Here is a 16,664-nt window from a genome sequence, read left to right on the forward strand (position 1 = left end):
TTCCCCGCGCCCCTGGACGCCGACGGCGGCTCATGCAGTGCGCGCGGGTGTGTTGTGGGTCGGGGCCGGCGTGGGGTCAGCCCACCTCGCGGCCGTACGCGCGCAGGGTCTGCAGGGCCTTGACGGTCGCCAGGGGGCGGGCTTCGAGGGCGGTGGTGGGGGCCCACTGACGTCGGCGGGTCGGCCAGCCGCCGTCCTCCTGCTGTTCGGCCGCGAGGAAGTCCAGCGAACGGGACATCTCCTCGTCCGTGAACCACGCGCGCGCGAGGGAGTCCGGCGTCTTCGCGTAGTCGTGCGGGAAGTGGTGCTCGGCCGGGGCGTAGCCGGGGGGGACGGGGAACACGTCGAGGTGCGAGGGGTCCAGGACGGCCAGGCATTGTTCGCGCACCAGGCGGCCGAGGCGGTCGGCGGTCGCCTCCGCGCGGGAGCGGTCGGGGGCGGAGTCCAGGAACGTCAGGGCGGCCTGGATCTCACGCGGGTGGGACATCCGGAGGGACTCCACCGCCTGCCAGCAGAAGTCCGTGGCGCGGAAGAGCCAGGCGTGCCACACCTCGTTGCGGTGCAGCAGACCGACCACGGGACCGGTGGTGAGCAGGGCGCTGGGCGGGGCGTCCAAGAGCTTCATGAAGGGGGCCGACGGATAACCGCGCTGGGCGGGAGTGACCTCCGGGAGGGCGCCGTCCGGGGTGGACACGGAGGTGAGATAGCGGCACACGCGCTCCACACGCTGTCCGCCGCAGCGTCCGACGGCGTCCAGGACGCGCAGGGCGTGAGCGGTGTGCAGGGGCTGGCTGACCGGGCCGCGCAGATCGGGTTCCAGCGCGTGGCCGTACCCGCCGTCCGCGTTGCGGTAGGCGTCCAGGGCCGTCTCCACCGGGTCGGGGCCGCCGTTCAGGAAGTGGTACGCGAACAGACGCTGTTCCAGCACACGCGCGGTGAGCCAGACGAAGTGCTCGGCGCGGAAGAGCGGGGAGTGCGCCGGTGGCGTCTGGGGGAGTGGGGAAGCTCCTGTTTCGGGCATGCGTCAGACCGTAGGGCGGAAAGCGGTCTCGGCAAGCGGTCCCGGCTGAGGCCCACCCTCAGGGGCGGGATACTGGAGTCATGCGGTTGACGGTCTTCTGGCAGCGGATGGCGGAACACTTCGGTCCCGGGTACGCCGACACCTTCGCGCGCGATCACGTGATGGCGGAGCTCGGTGGGCGCACGGTGCACGAGGCGCTGGACGCCGGCTGGGACGCCAAGGACGTGTGGCGCGTGGTCTGCACGGTGATGAACGTTCCGGGCGAGCGCCACTGAGACGACGTGGACGTTCCGGGGAGAAGTGCCGAGCGGGCGTGAACATCTCACGAAAGAGGCACTGGCCGGTCACGAAGATCGCAGGACGGCAGCCATTGTCAGTGACGTGGGCGAGACTTGCACCGTGGCACCCACTGACGAGTCCGGGCAGGCAGCCCAGCACGCATCTCCGCTCGGCATGACACCCCCCACCAGGCCACCGGCCGCCGATGCCGGGCCGAACGCCCGCATGCCGCGCTGGCTGCCGCGGGCCATGGTGCTCGCGCTCGCCCTCATCGCCGTGTTCCAGCTCGGCAGTTGGGCCTTCCACCAGCTCATCGGGCTGCTGATCAACATCCTCATCGCGTTCTTCCTGGCCCTGGCCATCGAACCCGCGGTGAGCAAGATGGCCGCGCGGGGCATGCGCAGGGGGCTCGCCGCCTTCTTCGTCTTCTTCGGGGTGCTGATCGTCACCGCGGGCTTCGTCACGCTGCTCGGTTCGATGCTCGCGGGCCAGATCATCAAGATCGTCGAGGACTTCCCGAACTACCTCGACTCCGTCATCGCCTGGATCAACGGGCACTTCCACACCGAGCTGAAGCGGGTGGACGTCCAGGAGGGGCTGCTGCGCTCCGACTGGCTGCGCAACTACGTGCAGAACAGCGCCACCGGCGTCCTGGACGTCTCCGCCCAGGTCCTCGGCGGCCTCTTCCAGCTCCTGACGATCGCCCTGTTCTCGTTCTACTTCGCGGCCGACGGCCCGAGGCTGCGCCGCACGATCTGCTCCGTCCTGCCACCCGCCCGCCAGGCCGAGGTGCTGCGCGCGTGGGAGATCGCCGTGGACAAGACCGGCGGCTACATCTACTCGCGCGGTCTGATGGCGCTCGTCTCCGGAGTCGCGCACTTCGTCCTGCTCCAGGTCCTGGACGTGCCGTACGCGCCCGTGCTCGCCGTGTGGGTCGGCCTGGTCTCGCAGTTCATCCCGACCATCGGCACCTATCTCGCCGGCGCTCTGCCCATGCTGATCGCCTTCACGGTCGATCCCTGGTACGCGCTGTGGGTGCTGGTGTTCGTGGTGATCTACCAGCAGTTCGAGAACTACGTGCTCCAGCCCAAGCTGACCTCCAAGACCGTCGACATCCATCCCGCCGTCGCCTTCGGCTCGGTCATCGCGGGCACCGCTCTCCTCGGTGCGGTCGGTGCCCTGATCGCGATTCCCGCGGTCGCCACGTTGCAGGCGTTCCTCGGCGCGTACGTGAAGCGGTACGCCGTCACCGACGACCCACGGGTGCACGGGCACCGGAAGCGGGGCGAGGGTCCTTCACCGTTCACGCGCGTGCGTGCGCTGTGGGAGCGGCGGCGGCCGGAGACGCAGGACACCACCGACGGCGACGGCTCGTCCTGAAGGCGCCGGGTTCAGTAGGTGAGGGCGGCCTACACCGCGGCCCACACCGCGGCGCCGACGACGGCCGTGACGTAGGAGCCGATCGCCGCGTACAGGATCCGGCGCCGTAGTCGCTCGCTCCAGGACGTGCGCGACAGCAGCCAGGCCAGTGCGGGCAGGATCAGGACGGCGTGCAGGCTCACCCCGTGCAGCGGCTTGAGCGGGGCGGTCGAGTGGTAGGCCGCCTCCTGGTGACCGGTGCGGGTGAGGACGACACCGCGCGCGATCATCGCGGCGCCCGAGCCGAGCGCCACCAGCAGGATCGCGAACCCCGACCGCACCGCGAGGTCCATCCCCGCCGGACCCGAGGGCCGGTGGCGGAAGGAGGCGACCGCGAACACCGTCAGCAGCACCACCAGGACGCCGCCGCCCACCGCGAGCGTCATGGACACCGCCGTGTCGAAGGGCGTCTCCATGTCCAGGTGCGAGGGCACCCCGCGCCACGCCTGGAGGGTGATGCCGCCGACCTCCACCACGCAGTCCGCCGCGAACACCGCGAGGAACAGGGCTCGCGGCCCCCGGCTCACGCGCAGATACGACGTGACCCAGGTGACCGCGATCAGGGTCACCCCGAAGGACACCCCGAACGTCACCGGCTTGCGCCAGGAGACCGGCCCGTCCCAGGGGCCGCCGTCCACGGCGAACACCACCAGGTGCGCGAGCCCGGAGAGGACCAGGAGGAGACCGGTCGCGTGACAGAGGCGTTCCACGCGGCGGGCACCGACAGCGCGCGGTACCGACGTCCGGGTCGGCACCGCGGGGGCATGTGTCCGGGCCGGTTCCATCAGGCCCGCGCTGCCTTCCGGACCAGGCAGGCCGCGCCTCCTGCGATCACCAGGGCGGTGAGGGCGACGAGTTCGGCGACCGTCGAGGCGATGAGCGCGGTGTTCCCCGAGGAGAGGTGGTCGCCGGTGTTCGGGGTCAGGACAGCGCCCACACCGATGAACAGGCCGACACCGAGGGCGAGTCCGGTCGTCCAGCCGTTGGTGCGCCGGATCAGCAGCCCTGCCGCCACGAGCGGGATCACGAGGCCGGGCGGTACGGCCGGATACTGCGCGCCGGCGGCGATCTGGCCCGCGATGGACGCCGCCGGCAGGAGCAGCGCGGACAGGGTGGCGATCACGGCGGGGGTACGCGCCGTACCGCTGTCGTGCCGGCGGGTGGTCGAGGTCGTCTCTCGGATGTTCGTCGGGGTCTCCATGGCACAACACTCGCGAGAAACGGCCCCTCCGGTCGTCGTACCGCCGGAGGCACCCGAAGTACGCCGCGGGAAGTAGCTGGAGGCGAGTGGCGGAGGTGGGTGGCGGAGGCCGCCGAGGGTCCGCGAGAAGTGTCCCGGGTGCCGCGTGGTGCGCTTGACACGAAAATCGAACATCCATTCATATGGAGGCTCCGGCGAAGCTGACGACGGGGCGTTTCGACATGGTTTGCATGGAGAAGTCCCTGAGTTATCCACAGGCTGGACGGGCGTCGGGGCGCATTGTCAGTGGCAGGCGTTAGCGTCTTTGACGTGAAGCGATCGACTCAAGCAAATCGGGTGGAACCCATGGCAGGAACCGACCGCGAGAAGGCGCTCGACGCCGCGCTCGCACAGATTGAACGGCAGTTCGGCAAGGGCGCGGTCATGCGCATGGGCGAGCGGCCGAACGAGCCCATCGAGGTCATCCCCACCGGGTCGACCGCGCTCGACGTCGCGCTCGGCGTCGGCGGCATCCCGCGCGGCCGAGTGGTGGAGGTGTACGGACCGGAATCCTCCGGCAAGACGACCCTGACCCTGCACGCGGTGGCCAACGCACAGCGGGCCGGCGGCCAGGTGGCCTTCGTGGACGCGGAGCACGCCCTCGACCCCGAGTACGCGCGCAAGCTCGGCGTCGACGTCGACAACCTGATCCTGTCCCAGCCGGACAACGGCGAGCAGGCTCTGGAGATCGTGGACATGCTGGTCCGCTCCGGCGCCCTCGACCTCATCGTCATCGACTCCGTCGCCGCACTCGTCCCGCGCGCGGAGATCGAGGGCGAGATGGGCGACAGCCACGTGGGTCTGCAGGCCCGTCTGATGAGCCAGGCACTGCGGAAGATCACCAGCGCGCTCAACCAGTCCAAGACCACCGCCATCTTCATCAACCAGCTCCGCGAGAAGATCGGCGTGATGTTCGGCTCCCCCGAGACCACGACCGGTGGCCGGGCGCTGAAGTTCTACGCCTCCGTGCGCATGGACATCCGCCGCATCGAGACCCTGAAGGACGGCACGGACGCGGTCGGCAACCGCACCCGCGTCAAGGTCGTCAAGAACAAGGTCGCGCCGCCCTTCAAGCAGGCCGAGTTCGACATCCTCTACGGCCAGGGCATCAGCCGCGAGGGCGGTCTGATCGACATGGGCGTGGAGCACGGCTTCGTCCGCAAGGCCGGCGCCTGGTACACGTACGAGGGCGACCAGCTCGGCCAGGGCAAGGAGAACGCGCGCAACTTCCTGAAGGACAACCCCGACCTGGCCAACGAGATCGAGAAGAAGATCAAGGAGAAGCTGGGCGTCGGCGTGCGGCCCGAGGAGCCCGCCGCGGAGCCGGGGGCGGACGCCGCGGTGACCCCTGCCGCGGACGACACCGCGAAGGTGCCGGCTCCGGCGGCCACGAAGGCGACGAAGGCCAAGGCCCCGGCCGCCAAGAGCTGATCCCGTGACACGGCGAACCGACTGGGCCGAGTACGAGGACGCTCCGCGAGGGCGGGGCGGCAAAGGCGACGGGGGTTCTGCCGGGCCGGGCGGCGACGGGTACGGCGACGGTACGGGGCAGGGAACGGACGGGGGGCACGGCCGTTCGGTGCCGTACGGCGGCGAAGGAGCGTTCGGCGGCGACTTCGCGTACGGCGCCGGCCAGTCCTACCGCGGCGGTCGTCCCCACAGTGACGGGGGGACGTACGACGACGGTGGGCCGGGCGGCGACGAGTCCGGTGACGGGGTGGCGCATGACCCCGGGGCGTTCGGCCGGAGCTCGCGTCGAGGCGGTGGAGCATCTGGCGCGGGCGGTTCCCGTGGGCGTCGGCAGCGTCGGCGCGGCTTCGGGGAATCGCCCGGTGAGGACGGAGGCGGCCCCTCCTTGTCGAGGGCCGAGAAGGGGGAGCCTCCGGCGGACCCGGTGGAGCGGGCGCGGGCGATCTGTCTGCGCCTGCTCACCGGGACCCCGCGCACGCGGAAGCAGCTCGCCGACGCCCTGCGCAAGCGGGAGATCCCGGACGACGCCGCCGAGGAGGTGCTGTCGCGGTTCGAGGAGGTCGGACTGATCAACGACAGCGCGTTCGCGGACGCCTGGGTGGAGTCCCGGCACCACGGCCGGGGGCTTGCCCGGCGGGCGCTCGCCCAGGAACTGCGCACCAAGGGCGTCGACTCCACGCTGATCGACGCGGCCGTCTCGCAGCTCGACTCCGAACAGGAGGAGGTGACGGCCCGCGAGCTCGTCGACCGCAAGCTGCGCGCGACGCGTGGCCTCGACCGCGACAAGCGACTGCGCCGCCTCGCCGGCATGCTCGCCCGCAAGGGGTACTCCGAGGGGATGGCCCTGCGGGTGGTCCGGCAGGCGCTGGAGGAGGAGGGGGAGGAGACGGAGTTCCTCGGCGACGAGGGGTTCTGAAACGGGGAGTTCGCGGGAGTCGGCCCGTCGGGCCACCGGTCCGAGGAGAGAGGCGCCCGGTCGGAAAGGCGATAAGCACCGTCACCACACCTGCACCTCCTGGACGCGGGCCGTGGCCCGGGCGCCCGACGCGATAGCCGTGATCGCCCAGGCCCGGAAATCGTCGCCCGGATCCGTGGTCCAGCGTCCAGCGCGGCCCCGACCGGTGCGGGACCCCGGGGTCAGCCCGTCCCGCTCGCGCAGGTGGCGCTCACTGCCAGTCCTCCGGACGCTCCACGTGCTCCAGCCGCAGGATCTGGCCCGTGCGGCTGTAGCGGCGGATCTGAGGGAGGGGCGGGTAGTAGGCGTGCACGGAGATCGCGTGGACCTCGGGGGACTCGTTGAGGACCTCGTGGACGTGGTGCTGTCCGAAGGAACGGCCCTGGCCGGCCGGCAGCCGCCGGTCGCGGTCCACGTCGTCGGAGAGTTCGAGGGTCTTCCAGCCGTCGGCGGGCAGCCGGGCGGCGAGGGAGTGCTCCCTGAGCTCACCGGCGGCGGTGATGAAGGCACCGACCGACTCGGCGTGGTCGTGCCAGCCGGTGCCGGTGCCGGGCGGCCAGCCGATCAGCCAGGCTTCGCTGCCGCCGGGCCCTTCCAGACGCACCCAGGTGCGGCCCTCGGGGTCGAGCGGGAGCGAGTCGATCAGTTCGGTGTCGGCGGCGGTGCGCCGTACGAAGTCGAGGAGTTCGGCCTGGGAGGGCGGCGCGACGGCGGAGGAGACCGAGGGGAGGGCGGGGGAGACAGACACGGGTACCGTCCTGAGAAGAGTTCGCGACAGCGTGCCGTCGCACAGGCGCGGCACGCGGGGGAAGGAAGAGGCGAATTCAGCAGGACGGGCGACACACGCAGCCCGCATAGCGGACGAGGTCCATATGGACCCTCCGCCACAGGCGCACACAGGTGTCGGTCACGATCCGGAGTACACCATGGTGGCGACGGCCGTTTCAACTCACTGTCACTATGTGGACGCACAGTGACAGTGAGCACGTCAACGCGAGCCGGCACCCGCGTTCGCCTCGGCCTTCGCGGGAGGGCCGCCGAGCGCCGTCTCGGCCGCCGAGTACAGGTCCGCCGGACGGACTCCGCTCAGCGCTGTGACGAGGTGACCGTCGGGCCGTACGAGAAGGATCGTGTGCGGGGCCGCGCCCGGGTACTCCTCCGCCACCAGGAGTTCGGCGGAGTGCGGCAGCGCGCTCACCGCCGCGGCCAGGCGGGGCATGATGCCGGCGGTCACCCAGTGCTTGCGCTCCCACACCCCGGTGCCCGGCGCGATCAGGACGACGAGCAGCGCGCCGCGGCCGAGGCGATCGCGCAGTCGTACGAACGAGCCGTCCTCGGCGGTGACCCGCACATCCGTGACCGACGACCCCGGGGGCGTGTCGACCGGCACCTCTCCTTCGAGGTGTTGGGGTGCGAGGGGCGAGTCGGCGTACGCCCCCGGCGCGCCGAGCTGGCCGCGCCCCAAGTGACCGTCCGTGAGCAACGCGTCATGGCCACGGGCCGACCCGGGGACCACCGAGCGCAGCCCCCCGCCGCCGCGCAGCAGAGGCAGCGCCTGGTCGGCGGCGCGCAGCCGCCCGGCGACGACCGCGCGCCGCTCGGCCTGGTAGCTGTCGAGAAGCGCCTCGTGCGGCCCGTGGTGCCAGGCCAGGGCCAGCTTCCAGGCGAGGTTGTCGGCGTCCCTGAGGCTCTCGTCGAGCCCCTGCGTGCCGAGCGCCCCGAGGCAGTGCGCAGCGTCCCCGGCGAGGAAGACCCGGCCGGCGCGCCAGCGGCGGGCCAGCCGGTGGTGCACGGTGTGGACTCCGGTGTCGAGGAGTTCGTACGGCGGTGTCGCCCCGCCCGTCCAGCCCGCGAGGGTCTCCCGGACGCGGGCCACCAGGAGCTCGGGCGTGACCAGGTCCTTGCCCGGCGGCAGCAGCCAGTCCAGGCGCCACACGCCCTCGGGGAGCGGGCGGGCGGTGATCTCCCCGGCCGACGGTCCGGACGTCCGCCACGGCGGCGTCCGGTGCAGCAACGCCCGGTCCTCCCAGGGGAGTTCCGCGCGCAGGGCGGCGACCGCGTGGCGTTCCACGGCCGTACGGCCCGGGAAGCGGATGTCCTCGAGCTTGCGCACGGTGGAGCGTGGGCCGTCGCAGCCGACCAGGTAACTGCCGCGCCACCACGTGCCCTTGGGGCCGCGCGTGTGCGCGGTGACGCCCGAGGGCTCCTGCTCGATGGTGTCGAGACGGCTGTCCGGAGCGAGCTTGACCAGCCGCTCCCCGGCGAGGGCGGCGCGCAGGGCGTTCGTCAGCACGTGCTGGGCGAGGTGCAGGGGAGCCTCCCCGGCCTCTTCGAAGTCGACCTCGCGCATCACCTGCTTGCGGCGCATCGACCGCCATCCGGCCCAGTGCACACCCAGCTCGGTGACCGGTACCCCGGTCAGCCGGGACATGAGGGCGGCGGTGTCCTCGTGCAGTACGGCGGTGCGGGCCAGGCGGGGTTCGTCCTTGCCCGGGCCCTCGTCGAGGACCACGGAGGGGACCTCCTGACGCGCCAGCGCCAGGGCGAGCGTGAGCCCGACGGGCCCCGCTCCGACGATGATCACCGGGTCCACGGCGCGGCGCCCCCTGCCCGCAGCGGAATGCCGGGAGATGTACGTGAACAGGAGGTTGGGGCAGGGTGCACGATCACAGAACGTATGCAACCCATTGCCGGTGCTTGCGTCAAGTGACGGAGGGCAGTGGCGATCATGCCACTGCCCTCCGCGTCCCTCAAGCCACTTGACTGCGCATCAGATCATCGCGGCGGCTTGTCGTGGAAGGTGAACCCGCTCGGGCCGCCGCCCTCGCCGCCTGTCCCGAAGGTGCCGCCGACCGCCGCCGGGTTGACCTCCACCGTGTCCTCGCCCAGCACCGCCCCCGTGCTCTTCTTGCTGCGCCGCAGCCTCTTCTCCAGCCAGCTCGCGAAGCTGGTGAGGATGAAGTTCAGCACGATGTAGACGACCGCGACGACGATGAAGCTGGGGATGACGTTGGCGTAGTTGGCCGCCAGGGTCTGGCGGCCGTTGAGCAGCTCGGTGAAGCCGAGCATCACGCCGCCCAGCGCGGTGTCCTTCACGATGACGACGAGCTGGCTGACGATCGCCGGCAGCATCGCGGTGACCGCCTGTGGCAGCAGGATGTTGGTCATCGTCTGGCCCTTGCGCAGCCCGACCGCGTAGGCCGCCTCCGTCTGCCCCCGGGGCAGAGAGAGGATGCCGGCCCGGACGATCTCGGCGAGCACCGACGCGTTGTAGAGCACCAGGCCGGTGACGACGGCGTACAGGGGGCGCTGCTCGCTGCTGATGTCCGTGGAGCGGACGTAGAACTCGTTGGCGAACAGCATCAGCAGCAGGACCGGGATGGCCCGGAAGAACTCGACCACCGTGCCGGCCACGCCTCGCACCCAGGCGTGGTCGGACATGCGGGCGATACCGAAGACCGCGCCCAGTGGAAGGGCGATCACCATGGAGATCGCCGCGGCCTTGAGGGTGTTGGCGAGGCCGGGCAGGAGGTAGGTCGTCCAGGCCTCGCCGGTGGTGAAGGGCTCCCAGAGGTCCCACTCCAGCTGCTTCTTCTCGTCCATCATCAGCCACACCCACCACAGCAGGAGGGCGAGAAGGACCGTGAAGACGACCGACAGGAGGACGTTGCGCCGTTTGGCGCGGGGTCCCGGAGTGTCGTAGAGGACCGAGCTCATCGCTTCACCGCCAGTCGCTTGCTCAGCCAGCCCAGGAAGAGGCCGGTGGGCAGGGTCAGTACCACGAAACCGAAGGCGAAGACCGCTCCGATGAGCACCGTCTGAGCCTCGTTCTCGATCATTTCCTTCATCAGGTAGGCGGCCTCGCCCACGCCGATCGCGGCCGCCACCGTCGTGTTCTTCGTCAGCGCGATCAGGACGTTGGCCAGCGGACCGATGACCGAGCGGAAGGCCTGCGGCAGCACGATGAGGCGCAGGGTCTGGCTGAAGTTGAGCCCGATCGCGCGGGCCGCCTCGGCCTGGCCGAGCGGCACCGTGTTGATGCCGGAGCGGATCGCCTCGCAGACGAAGGCGGAGGTGTAGGCGATGAAACCGAGGATGGCCAGCCGGAAGCTCATGACCTTCACGTCGTCGGCCGCACCCAGCGTGATGCGGAAGATGTCGGCGAGGCCGAGAGAGGTGAAGACGATGATGACCGTCAGGGGGATGTTCCGGACGATGTTGACGTAGGCGGTGCCGAACCCGCGCATGAGCGGGACGGGGCTGACCCGCATGGCCGCCAGCAGGGTGCCCCAGATGAGGGAGCCGATGCCGGAGAAGAAGGTCAGCTTCACCGTCATCCAGAAGGCGCCCCACAGACTCGGGTCGTCATAGTCTGAAATAAAGTCGAACACGATCTCCCGCGCTTCCGGGTGTGTGGCGGAGGTATGAGGGGCGCGACGCGCCGCCGCCCTGATCGCGGCGGGCGGCGGCGCGCCGGTGGATCCCTGCGCAGACGCTCCGCTGGACGGTCGGCGCCTGTCGGTGGTCGGCCGCGGGCTCGCTGTGGCTCGTCGCGCGGTTCCCCGCGCCCCTTCCGGGGCGCGGCCGAACCGCGGTCACGACGCCGCGCCGGTCGATCCCTGCGTTACTTGACGATGACGCCGATCTTCGGGGCCGGCTCGTTCTTGTAGCCGGCCGGGCCGAAGTTGGCGTCGACCGCCTTCTGCCAGGAGCCGTCGCTGACCATCTTCTCCAGGGCCTTGTTGATCTTGTTGACGGTGGCGGTGTCGCCCTTCTTCACACCGATGCCGTAGTTCTCGTTGCTCAGCTTCAGGCCGGCGAGCTTGAACTGACCCTTGTACTTGTCCTGGGCGGCGAAGCCCGCGAGGATCGAGTCGTCCGTGGTCAGCGCGTCGACGGCGCCGCTCTGGAGGCCGGCGATGCACTCCGAGTAACCGGAGTACTCACGCAGCTGGGCCTTCGGGGCGAAGTCGTCGTGGACGTTCTGCGCCGAGGTGGAGCCGGTCACGGAGCACAGCTTCTGGCCGTTGAGGTCCGTGGCCTCGCTGATCTTGGAGTCCTTCTTGACCAGCAGGTCCTGGTGGGCCAGCAGGTACGGGCCGGCGAAGTCGACCTTCTTCTTGCGCTCGTCGTTGATCGAGTAGGTGGCCGCGATGAACTTCACGTCCTCGCGGGCGAGCGCGTTCTCACGGTCGGCGCTCTTGGTCTCGACGAACTCGATCTGGTCGGGCTTGTAGCCGAGCTCCTTGGCCACGTACGTCGCCACGTCCACGTCGAAGCCGGAGAAGGACCCGTCGGGCTTCTTCAGGCCCAGGCCGGGCTGGTCGTACTTGATGCCGATCTTGATCTTGCCGCCGCCGCCGGAACCCGAGCCGGAGCCCTCGTCCTTGCTGTCGCCACCGCAGGCGGTCGCGGACAGGGCGAGGGCGAGAACGGCGGCCGAGGCGGCGGTGACCTTGCGGAGCTTCATGGTGAACATCCTTTGGGTGGTGAAGAGAGGAGAGCCGTCGGTGGTCGGTCCGGGTGGCACGTCAGTGGTGCAGGATCTTCGACAGGAAGTCCTTGGCGCGGTCGCTGCGCGGGTTGTTGAAGAACTGGTCGGGCGCAGCCTCCTCGACGATCCGTCCGTCCGCCATGAACACCACGCGGTTTGCGGCCGATCGTGCGAAACCCATCTCGTGCGTGACGACGATCATCGTCATGCCGTCGCGGGCGAGCTGCTGCATGACCTCCAGCACCTCGTTGATCATCTCAGGGTCGAGCGCCGACGTGGGCTCGTCGAAGAGCATGACCTTGGGGTCCATCGCCAGGGCCCGGGCGATGGCGACACGCTGCTGCTGACCGCCGGACAACTGGGCGGGGTACTTGTCCGCCTGCGTGGCGACGCCGACCCGGTCGAGCAGGGCGCGCGCCTTCTCCTCGGCCTTCGGCTTGTCGGCCTTGCGGACCTTGATCTGACCCAGCATCACGTTCTCGAGCACGGTCTTGTGCGCGAAGAGGTTGAAGGACTGGAAGACCATGCCGACGTCGGCGCGCAGCCGGGCCAGTTCCTTGCCCTCCTGGGGCAGCGGCTTGCCGTCGATGGCGATCGAACCCGTGTCGATCGTCTCCAGGCGGTTGATGGTGCGGCACAGCGTGGACTTGCCGGACCCGGAGGGTCCGATGACCACGACGACCTCGCCGCGGGCGATCGTCAGGTCGATGTCCTGGAGTACGTGCAACGCGCCGAAGTGCTTGTTGACGCTCTTCAGGACGACCAGCTCGCCGGTGGGGACCGCGTCTTCCTTGGCCACCGATACTTCGGTCATCGCTCTCTGGCTCCGTCCTCCTCGGTTTCGGAGGACAGTAGTGACCCCACGCGACCAGCGTCATTAGTCTTGAGGGGAATCTGAGCATCACGATCCGATAGCAATCGGACACGTGTCGTAGCACTTGCGACCAGTGGGCATATCGGCCGGGTAACGGAACCCCGGCGCAACCGGAACCCTCTTGACGCCGTCCTCATCCATCAGCATGACTGCACGGTGCGCACGCGCGCGTGCGCACGCCCATTCGTACCTGTTCACTACATATTCAGATAGTACGTCCAATGGATAAAAGGGGGCCGGGGTGAGACTTCTCCTCGTCGAGGACGACAACCACGTGGCCGCCGCGCTGTCCGCGGTGCTCGCCCGGCACGGTTTCGACGTCACGCACGCCCGCAGCGGCGAGGAGGCACTCCAGGCGCTCGTCCCCGAGGTCGACGGCTTCGGGGTCGTCCTTCTCGACCTCGGCCTGCCCGACCAGGACGGCTACGAGGTGTGCGGCAAGATCCGCAAGCGCACCAGCACACCGGTGATCATGGTCACCGCGCGCTCCGACGTCCGCTCACGCATCCACGGGCTGAACCTCGGCGCCGACGACTACGTGGTCAAGCCGTACGACACGGGGGAGCTCCTCGCCCGCATCCACGCCGTCAGCCGGCGCACCGTCCACGAGGACGCGCCCGGCGGCGCGGACCCCGCGCTGGTCCTCGGCGCCGTACGCATCGAACTGCCGACCCGTCAGGTCACCGTGGACGGCACGGTCGTCCAGCTCACCCGCAAGGAGTTCGACCTCCTCGCGCTGCTCGCCCAGCGGCCCGGGGTGGTCTTCCGGCGCGAGCAGATCATCAGCGAGGTCTGGCGTACGAGCTGGGAGGGCACCGGCCGCACGCTGGAGGTGCATGTGGCGTCCCTGCGCGCGAAGCTGCGGATGCCGGCGCTGATCGAGACGGTGCGCGGGGTCGGGTATCGGCTGGTGGCCCCAGGGGTGTGAGCGGCCCGCACCAGGGCCGCGCCGACGCATGGGGGCCGGTGCCGGCCGTCACCGAGAGGCTCGAGGTGAAGATGTGGGGCGCGGAGCTGTGCGAGGCTCGGGGGACGGGATCGGGTCGGGTGAGGGACGGTGGCGTGTGGGCGCGGGTGAGCGGGGCGGTCAGGGTGCCCGCGTGTGCGGGGGCGGCAGGGGGCGGCTCGGCGCGAAGGATCGGGACGGTTCGCGCGACGGCGACCGGTCGTACCGGGGGCCGGTGCGGCTGAGGCCGGGCCAGGCCGGAACCCCGACCCAGGGCGCGCGGGGACGCGGTGCGGCCGCGGTGCCGCTCAGCCGTACGCGTGTGTGCCGGGCCTCCCGACGTACGGCCGGGGCGTAGGCGTCGTGCGTACCCGTCTGCTTCCGTTGCTCATCGTCCTCATGGCCGCCGTGCTCATGGCGCTGGGCGTGCCGCTCGCCGTCGGTGTGGCCTCCGCCCAGCAGCAGAAGGTCGTCGTCGACCGGATCGACGACACCGCGCACTTCGCCGCGCTCGCCCAGTTCGTCACCGACGCCTCCGACGAGCGCCTGGAGACCCTGGAGAGCGAACTGGCCAGCTACTACAGCGTGTACGGCATTCGCGTCGGTGTCTTCTACGACGGTGATGTGCCCATGGCCACCGCGCCCCGCGGATGGTTCCTCCCCAAGGAGGGCGAGGTGCGCGACGCGTTCGGCGAGGCCCTGCTAAGCCGCCGCAGCCAGGATCCCCGGCAGGTGTGGCCGTGGCAGCGGGGCCGACTGGTCGTCGCCTCGCCGGTCATCCGGGACGGCGACGTCGTCGCGGTCGTCGTCACCGACTCGCCCACCGGGCCGATGCGTTCACGAATCCTGCGGGACTGGCTCGTCATCTTCGCGGGCGAACTCGCCGCCATGCTGCTGGCCGTCGGCGCCGCGCTCCGGCTGACCGGATGGGTGCTGCGCCCCGTGCGGGTCCTCGACGCCACCACGCACTCCATCGCGAGCGGGGCCCTGAAGTCGAGGGTCGCGGTCGCCGGAGGACCGCCCGAGCTCCGGCGGCTGGCGCGGTCGTTCAACGAGATGGCGGACAACGTCGAGGACGTGCTCGAACAGCAGCGGGCCTTCGTCGCCGACGCGTCGCACCAGTTGCGGAACCCGCTCGCCGCACTGCTGCTGCGGATCGAGCTGCTCGCCTTCGAACTGCCCGAGGGGAACGCCGAGATCGCCTCCGTGCAGGCGGAGGGCAAACGGCTGGCCCAGGTCCTCGACGACCTCCTCGACCTCGCGCTCGCCGAGCACACCGAGGCGGATCTGCGGATCACCGACATCGGGGAGCTCACCGCCGAGCGCGTCGCCGCGTGGACGCCGAGCGCCGAGGCCAAGGGGGTCCGGCTGGTGGGGAGTTGTCCGCCCACCACCGCCTGGGCGGACCCCGTGACCCTGTCCAGCGCCCTCGACGCCGTCATCGACAACGCGCTCAAGTTCACACCCGAGGACGAGACCGTGTCGGTCACCGTCGCCGCGGACGGGGACACCTCGACGGTCGTCGTCGCCGACCGCGGACCCGGGCTCACCGACGAGGAACTCTCGCGTGTGGGCGACCGGTTCTGGCGCAGCGGACGGCATCAGAACGTCAAGGGGTCCGGGCTCGGCCTGTCCATCTCGCGGGCGTTGCTGGCCGCGGGGGGCGGGACGATCTCGTACGGTCACCACGAGCCGCACGGGCTGGTGGTGACCGTGTCCGTGCCCCGCAGCCGCCCTACGGCTTGACCGAGCGGTAGTAGCGGCGGGCGCCGTCGTGGAGGGGGACCGGGTCGGTGTAGATCGCCGTGCGCACGTCCACCAACTGGGCGGAGTGGACGTCCCGGCCGATGCCGTCCCTGCTCTTGATCACGGTCCGGGTGAGCCACTCGGTGAGCTCGGGATCCATGTCCTTGCGGGTGATCAGCAGGTTGGAGACGGCCATCGTCGGGACGGTCCTGTTGTTCTGCACGGACGGGTACGCCGACGCCGGCATGTTGGTGGCCCGGTAGTAGCGGGTGGGCTCGCCCTCGGCGTGCAGCTTCGCCACGAGGGAGGGTTCGATCGGGACGAAGCGGAACGCGGAGCGTTCGGCCAACTGCTTCAGTCCGTCGGTGGGCAGACCGCCGGACCAGAAGAACGCGTCCAGGCCGTGGCCGAGGAGTTTGGGGCCGGTGTCGATGCCCTCGGCCCTCGGCTGGATGTCCTTGTCCGGGTCGATGCCGGCGGCGTCGAGCACGCGGTCCGCTATCAGCCGTACGCCGGAGTTGCGGACGCCGATGGAGACCCGCTTGCCCTTCAGGTCGGCCACGGTGTGGATGTCCGAGTCGTCGGGGACGACGAGCTGGACGTAGTCGTCGTAGAGGCGGGCCACGCCGCGGAGCTGGTCGGCGCCGGGGTCACCGTTCTGCTGGTAGGTCTCCACCGCGTCGGCCGCGGCGATGGCGAAATCGGACTTTCCCGTCGCCACGAGTCGGACGTTCTCCTGGGAGCCGGCGCTGGTCTCCAGTTCCACCTTCAGGTCCGGCATGTCCTTGTGGATCTCCTTGCGGAGAAGGTCCCCGTACTTCTGGTAGACGCCTGCCTTCGTGCCCGTGCTGAAGGTGATCGTGCCGGTCGGGGGGGACTCGCCCAGGGGGAGCAGCCACCACAGGAGCAGGCCGAGGGCCACGAGGGTGGCGGCCGCGGTCTGGAGCGCCTGGCGGCGGCTGAGGCGGGGGAACGGCTTGGGCATGCGGTGATCCTGCCAGGGGGTGTGGGGGGCTGACCAGTGCCTCCGGCGGTGGGGCGGTTTGGGCGCGTGCGGTGGTTGTTCGGGTGCGGCTTGGTGGGGGCGGGCGTCTTTTGCGCAGTTCCCCGCGCCCCTGAGTGCCTGCGGCGGCCCGAGTAGCGCGTGCGGTTCGGTGGGCGGGGGCCGCGGCCGCACGTGCGTGCACCGTCGCCACCCAGGGGCGCGGGGAACTGCGCGA

General features: G+C 70.5%; 17 protein-coding genes. 6 read left to right on the forward strand and 11 right to left on the reverse strand.

Annotation, left to right across the window (positions count from 1 at the left end; genetic code table 11):
• Nucleotides 1–76 precede the first annotated feature (76 nt).
• The gene (locus ABZ098_RS29115; protein WP_356596108.1) at nt 77–1,021 is read right to left on the reverse strand and encodes a hypothetical protein; all 945 of its coding nucleotides are present in this window, start codon (nt 1,019–1,021) and stop codon (nt 77–79) included.
• Between the two features lie 80 nt (nt 1,022–1,101).
• Here ABZ098_RS29115 and ABZ098_RS29120 point away from each other — a divergent pair, with 80 nt between their 5' ends.
• Both ABZ098_RS29120 and ABZ098_RS29125 read left to right on the forward strand, forming a co-directional pair.
• Complete coding sequence (locus ABZ098_RS29120) at nt 1,102–1,296, forward strand: DUF3046 domain-containing protein (RefSeq protein ID WP_123991986.1); 195 nt, start codon at nt 1,102–1,104, stop codon at nt 1,294–1,296.
• Nucleotides 1,297–1,420: 124 nt separating this feature from the next.
• On the forward strand, nt 1,421–2,680 hold the full coding sequence (locus ABZ098_RS29125; RefSeq protein WP_356596111.1) for an AI-2E family transporter: 1,260 nt from the start codon (nt 1,421–1,423) through the stop codon (nt 2,678–2,680).
• A gap of 29 nt (nt 2,681–2,709) precedes the next feature.
• Here the strand turns inward: ABZ098_RS29125 and ABZ098_RS29130 are convergent, their stop codons facing one another.
• Together ABZ098_RS29130 and ABZ098_RS29135 are read right to left on the reverse strand one after the other, a co-directional pair.
• Complete coding sequence (locus ABZ098_RS29130) at nt 2,710–3,504, reverse strand: hypothetical protein (RefSeq protein ID WP_356596113.1); 795 nt, start codon at nt 3,502–3,504, stop codon at nt 2,710–2,712.
• Entirely contained in the window at nt 3,504–3,920 is a 417-nt protein-coding gene (locus tag ABZ098_RS29135) for a hypothetical protein (protein ID WP_356596115.1), read from the reverse strand. Before ABZ098_RS29135 ends, ABZ098_RS29130 begins: the two co-directional genes overlap by 1 nt.
• Nucleotides 3,921–4,265: 345 nt before the next feature.
• Here ABZ098_RS29135 and recA point away from each other — a divergent pair, with 345 nt between their 5' ends.
• Nucleotides 4,266–5,390, forward strand: a complete 1,125-nt coding sequence (gene recA, locus ABZ098_RS29140; protein WP_356596117.1) for a recombinase RecA — start codon at nt 4,266–4,268, stop codon at nt 5,388–5,390.
• A 4-nt stretch (nt 5,391–5,394) separates the two neighbouring features.
• On the forward strand, nt 5,395–6,345 hold the full coding sequence (recX, locus tag ABZ098_RS29145; protein ID WP_356596119.1) for a recombination regulator RecX: 951 nt from the start codon (nt 5,395–5,397) through the stop codon (nt 6,343–6,345).
• Nucleotides 6,346–6,595: 250 nt separating this feature from the next.
• Here the strand turns inward: recX and ABZ098_RS29150 are convergent, their stop codons facing one another.
• From ABZ098_RS29150 to ABZ098_RS29180, 7 genes are all read right to left on the reverse strand, one after another.
• Nucleotides 6,596–7,132, reverse strand: coding sequence for a cysteine dioxygenase (locus ABZ098_RS29150; RefSeq protein WP_356596121.1), 537 nt, complete (start codon nt 7,130–7,132; stop codon nt 6,596–6,598).
• A gap of 76 nt (nt 7,133–7,208) precedes the next feature.
• Nucleotides 7,209–7,256, reverse strand: coding sequence for a hypothetical protein (locus ABZ098_RS29155; protein ID WP_309506048.1), 48 nt, complete (start codon nt 7,254–7,256; stop codon nt 7,209–7,211).
• A 116-nt stretch (nt 7,257–7,372) separates the two neighbouring features.
• A complete protein-coding gene (locus ABZ098_RS29160; protein WP_356596123.1) occupies nt 7,373–8,977 on the reverse strand; it encodes an FAD-dependent monooxygenase in 1,605 nt (534 codons plus the stop codon).
• Nucleotides 8,978–9,159: 182 nt separating this feature from the next.
• Complete coding sequence (locus tag ABZ098_RS29165; RefSeq protein WP_356596125.1) at nt 9,160–10,101, reverse strand: amino acid ABC transporter permease; 942 nt, start codon at nt 10,099–10,101, stop codon at nt 9,160–9,162.
• The gene (locus ABZ098_RS29170; protein ID WP_356596127.1) at nt 10,098–10,775 is read right to left on the reverse strand and encodes an amino acid ABC transporter permease; all 678 of its coding nucleotides are present in this window, start codon (nt 10,773–10,775) and stop codon (nt 10,098–10,100) included. Before ABZ098_RS29170 ends, ABZ098_RS29165 begins: the two co-directional genes overlap by 4 nt.
• Nucleotides 10,776–11,008: 233 nt before the next feature.
• On the reverse strand, nt 11,009–11,854 hold the full coding sequence (locus tag ABZ098_RS29175; protein ID WP_356596129.1) for a glutamate ABC transporter substrate-binding protein: 846 nt from the start codon (nt 11,852–11,854) through the stop codon (nt 11,009–11,011).
• A 61-nt stretch (nt 11,855–11,915) separates the two neighbouring features.
• On the reverse strand, nt 11,916–12,692 hold the full coding sequence (locus ABZ098_RS29180) for an amino acid ABC transporter ATP-binding protein (RefSeq protein WP_356596131.1): 777 nt from the start codon (nt 12,690–12,692) through the stop codon (nt 11,916–11,918).
• A gap of 301 nt (nt 12,693–12,993) precedes the next feature.
• On the opposite strand from ABZ098_RS29180, the gene ABZ098_RS29185 reads away from it, so the two are divergent.
• The gene (locus tag ABZ098_RS29185; RefSeq protein WP_356596133.1) at nt 12,994–13,680 is read left to right on the forward strand and encodes a response regulator transcription factor; all 687 of its coding nucleotides are present in this window, start codon (nt 12,994–12,996) and stop codon (nt 13,678–13,680) included.
• Between the two features lie 381 nt (nt 13,681–14,061).
• Complete coding sequence (locus ABZ098_RS29190) at nt 14,062–15,444, forward strand: HAMP domain-containing sensor histidine kinase (protein WP_356596135.1); 1,383 nt, start codon at nt 14,062–14,064, stop codon at nt 15,442–15,444.
• Here ABZ098_RS29190 and ABZ098_RS29195 read toward each other — a convergent pair.
• A complete protein-coding gene (locus tag ABZ098_RS29195; protein ID WP_356596137.1) occupies nt 15,434–16,429 on the reverse strand; it encodes a TAXI family TRAP transporter solute-binding subunit in 996 nt (331 codons plus the stop codon). The genes ABZ098_RS29190 and ABZ098_RS29195 overlap by 11 nt on opposite strands.
• Nucleotides 16,430–16,664: the final 235 nt, after the last annotated feature.

Origin of the sequence: Streptomyces sp. NPDC006335 (genome assembly GCF_040612795.1) — a bacterium.
Classification (GTDB): Bacteria; Actinomycetota; Actinomycetes; order Streptomycetales; family Streptomycetaceae; genus Streptomyces.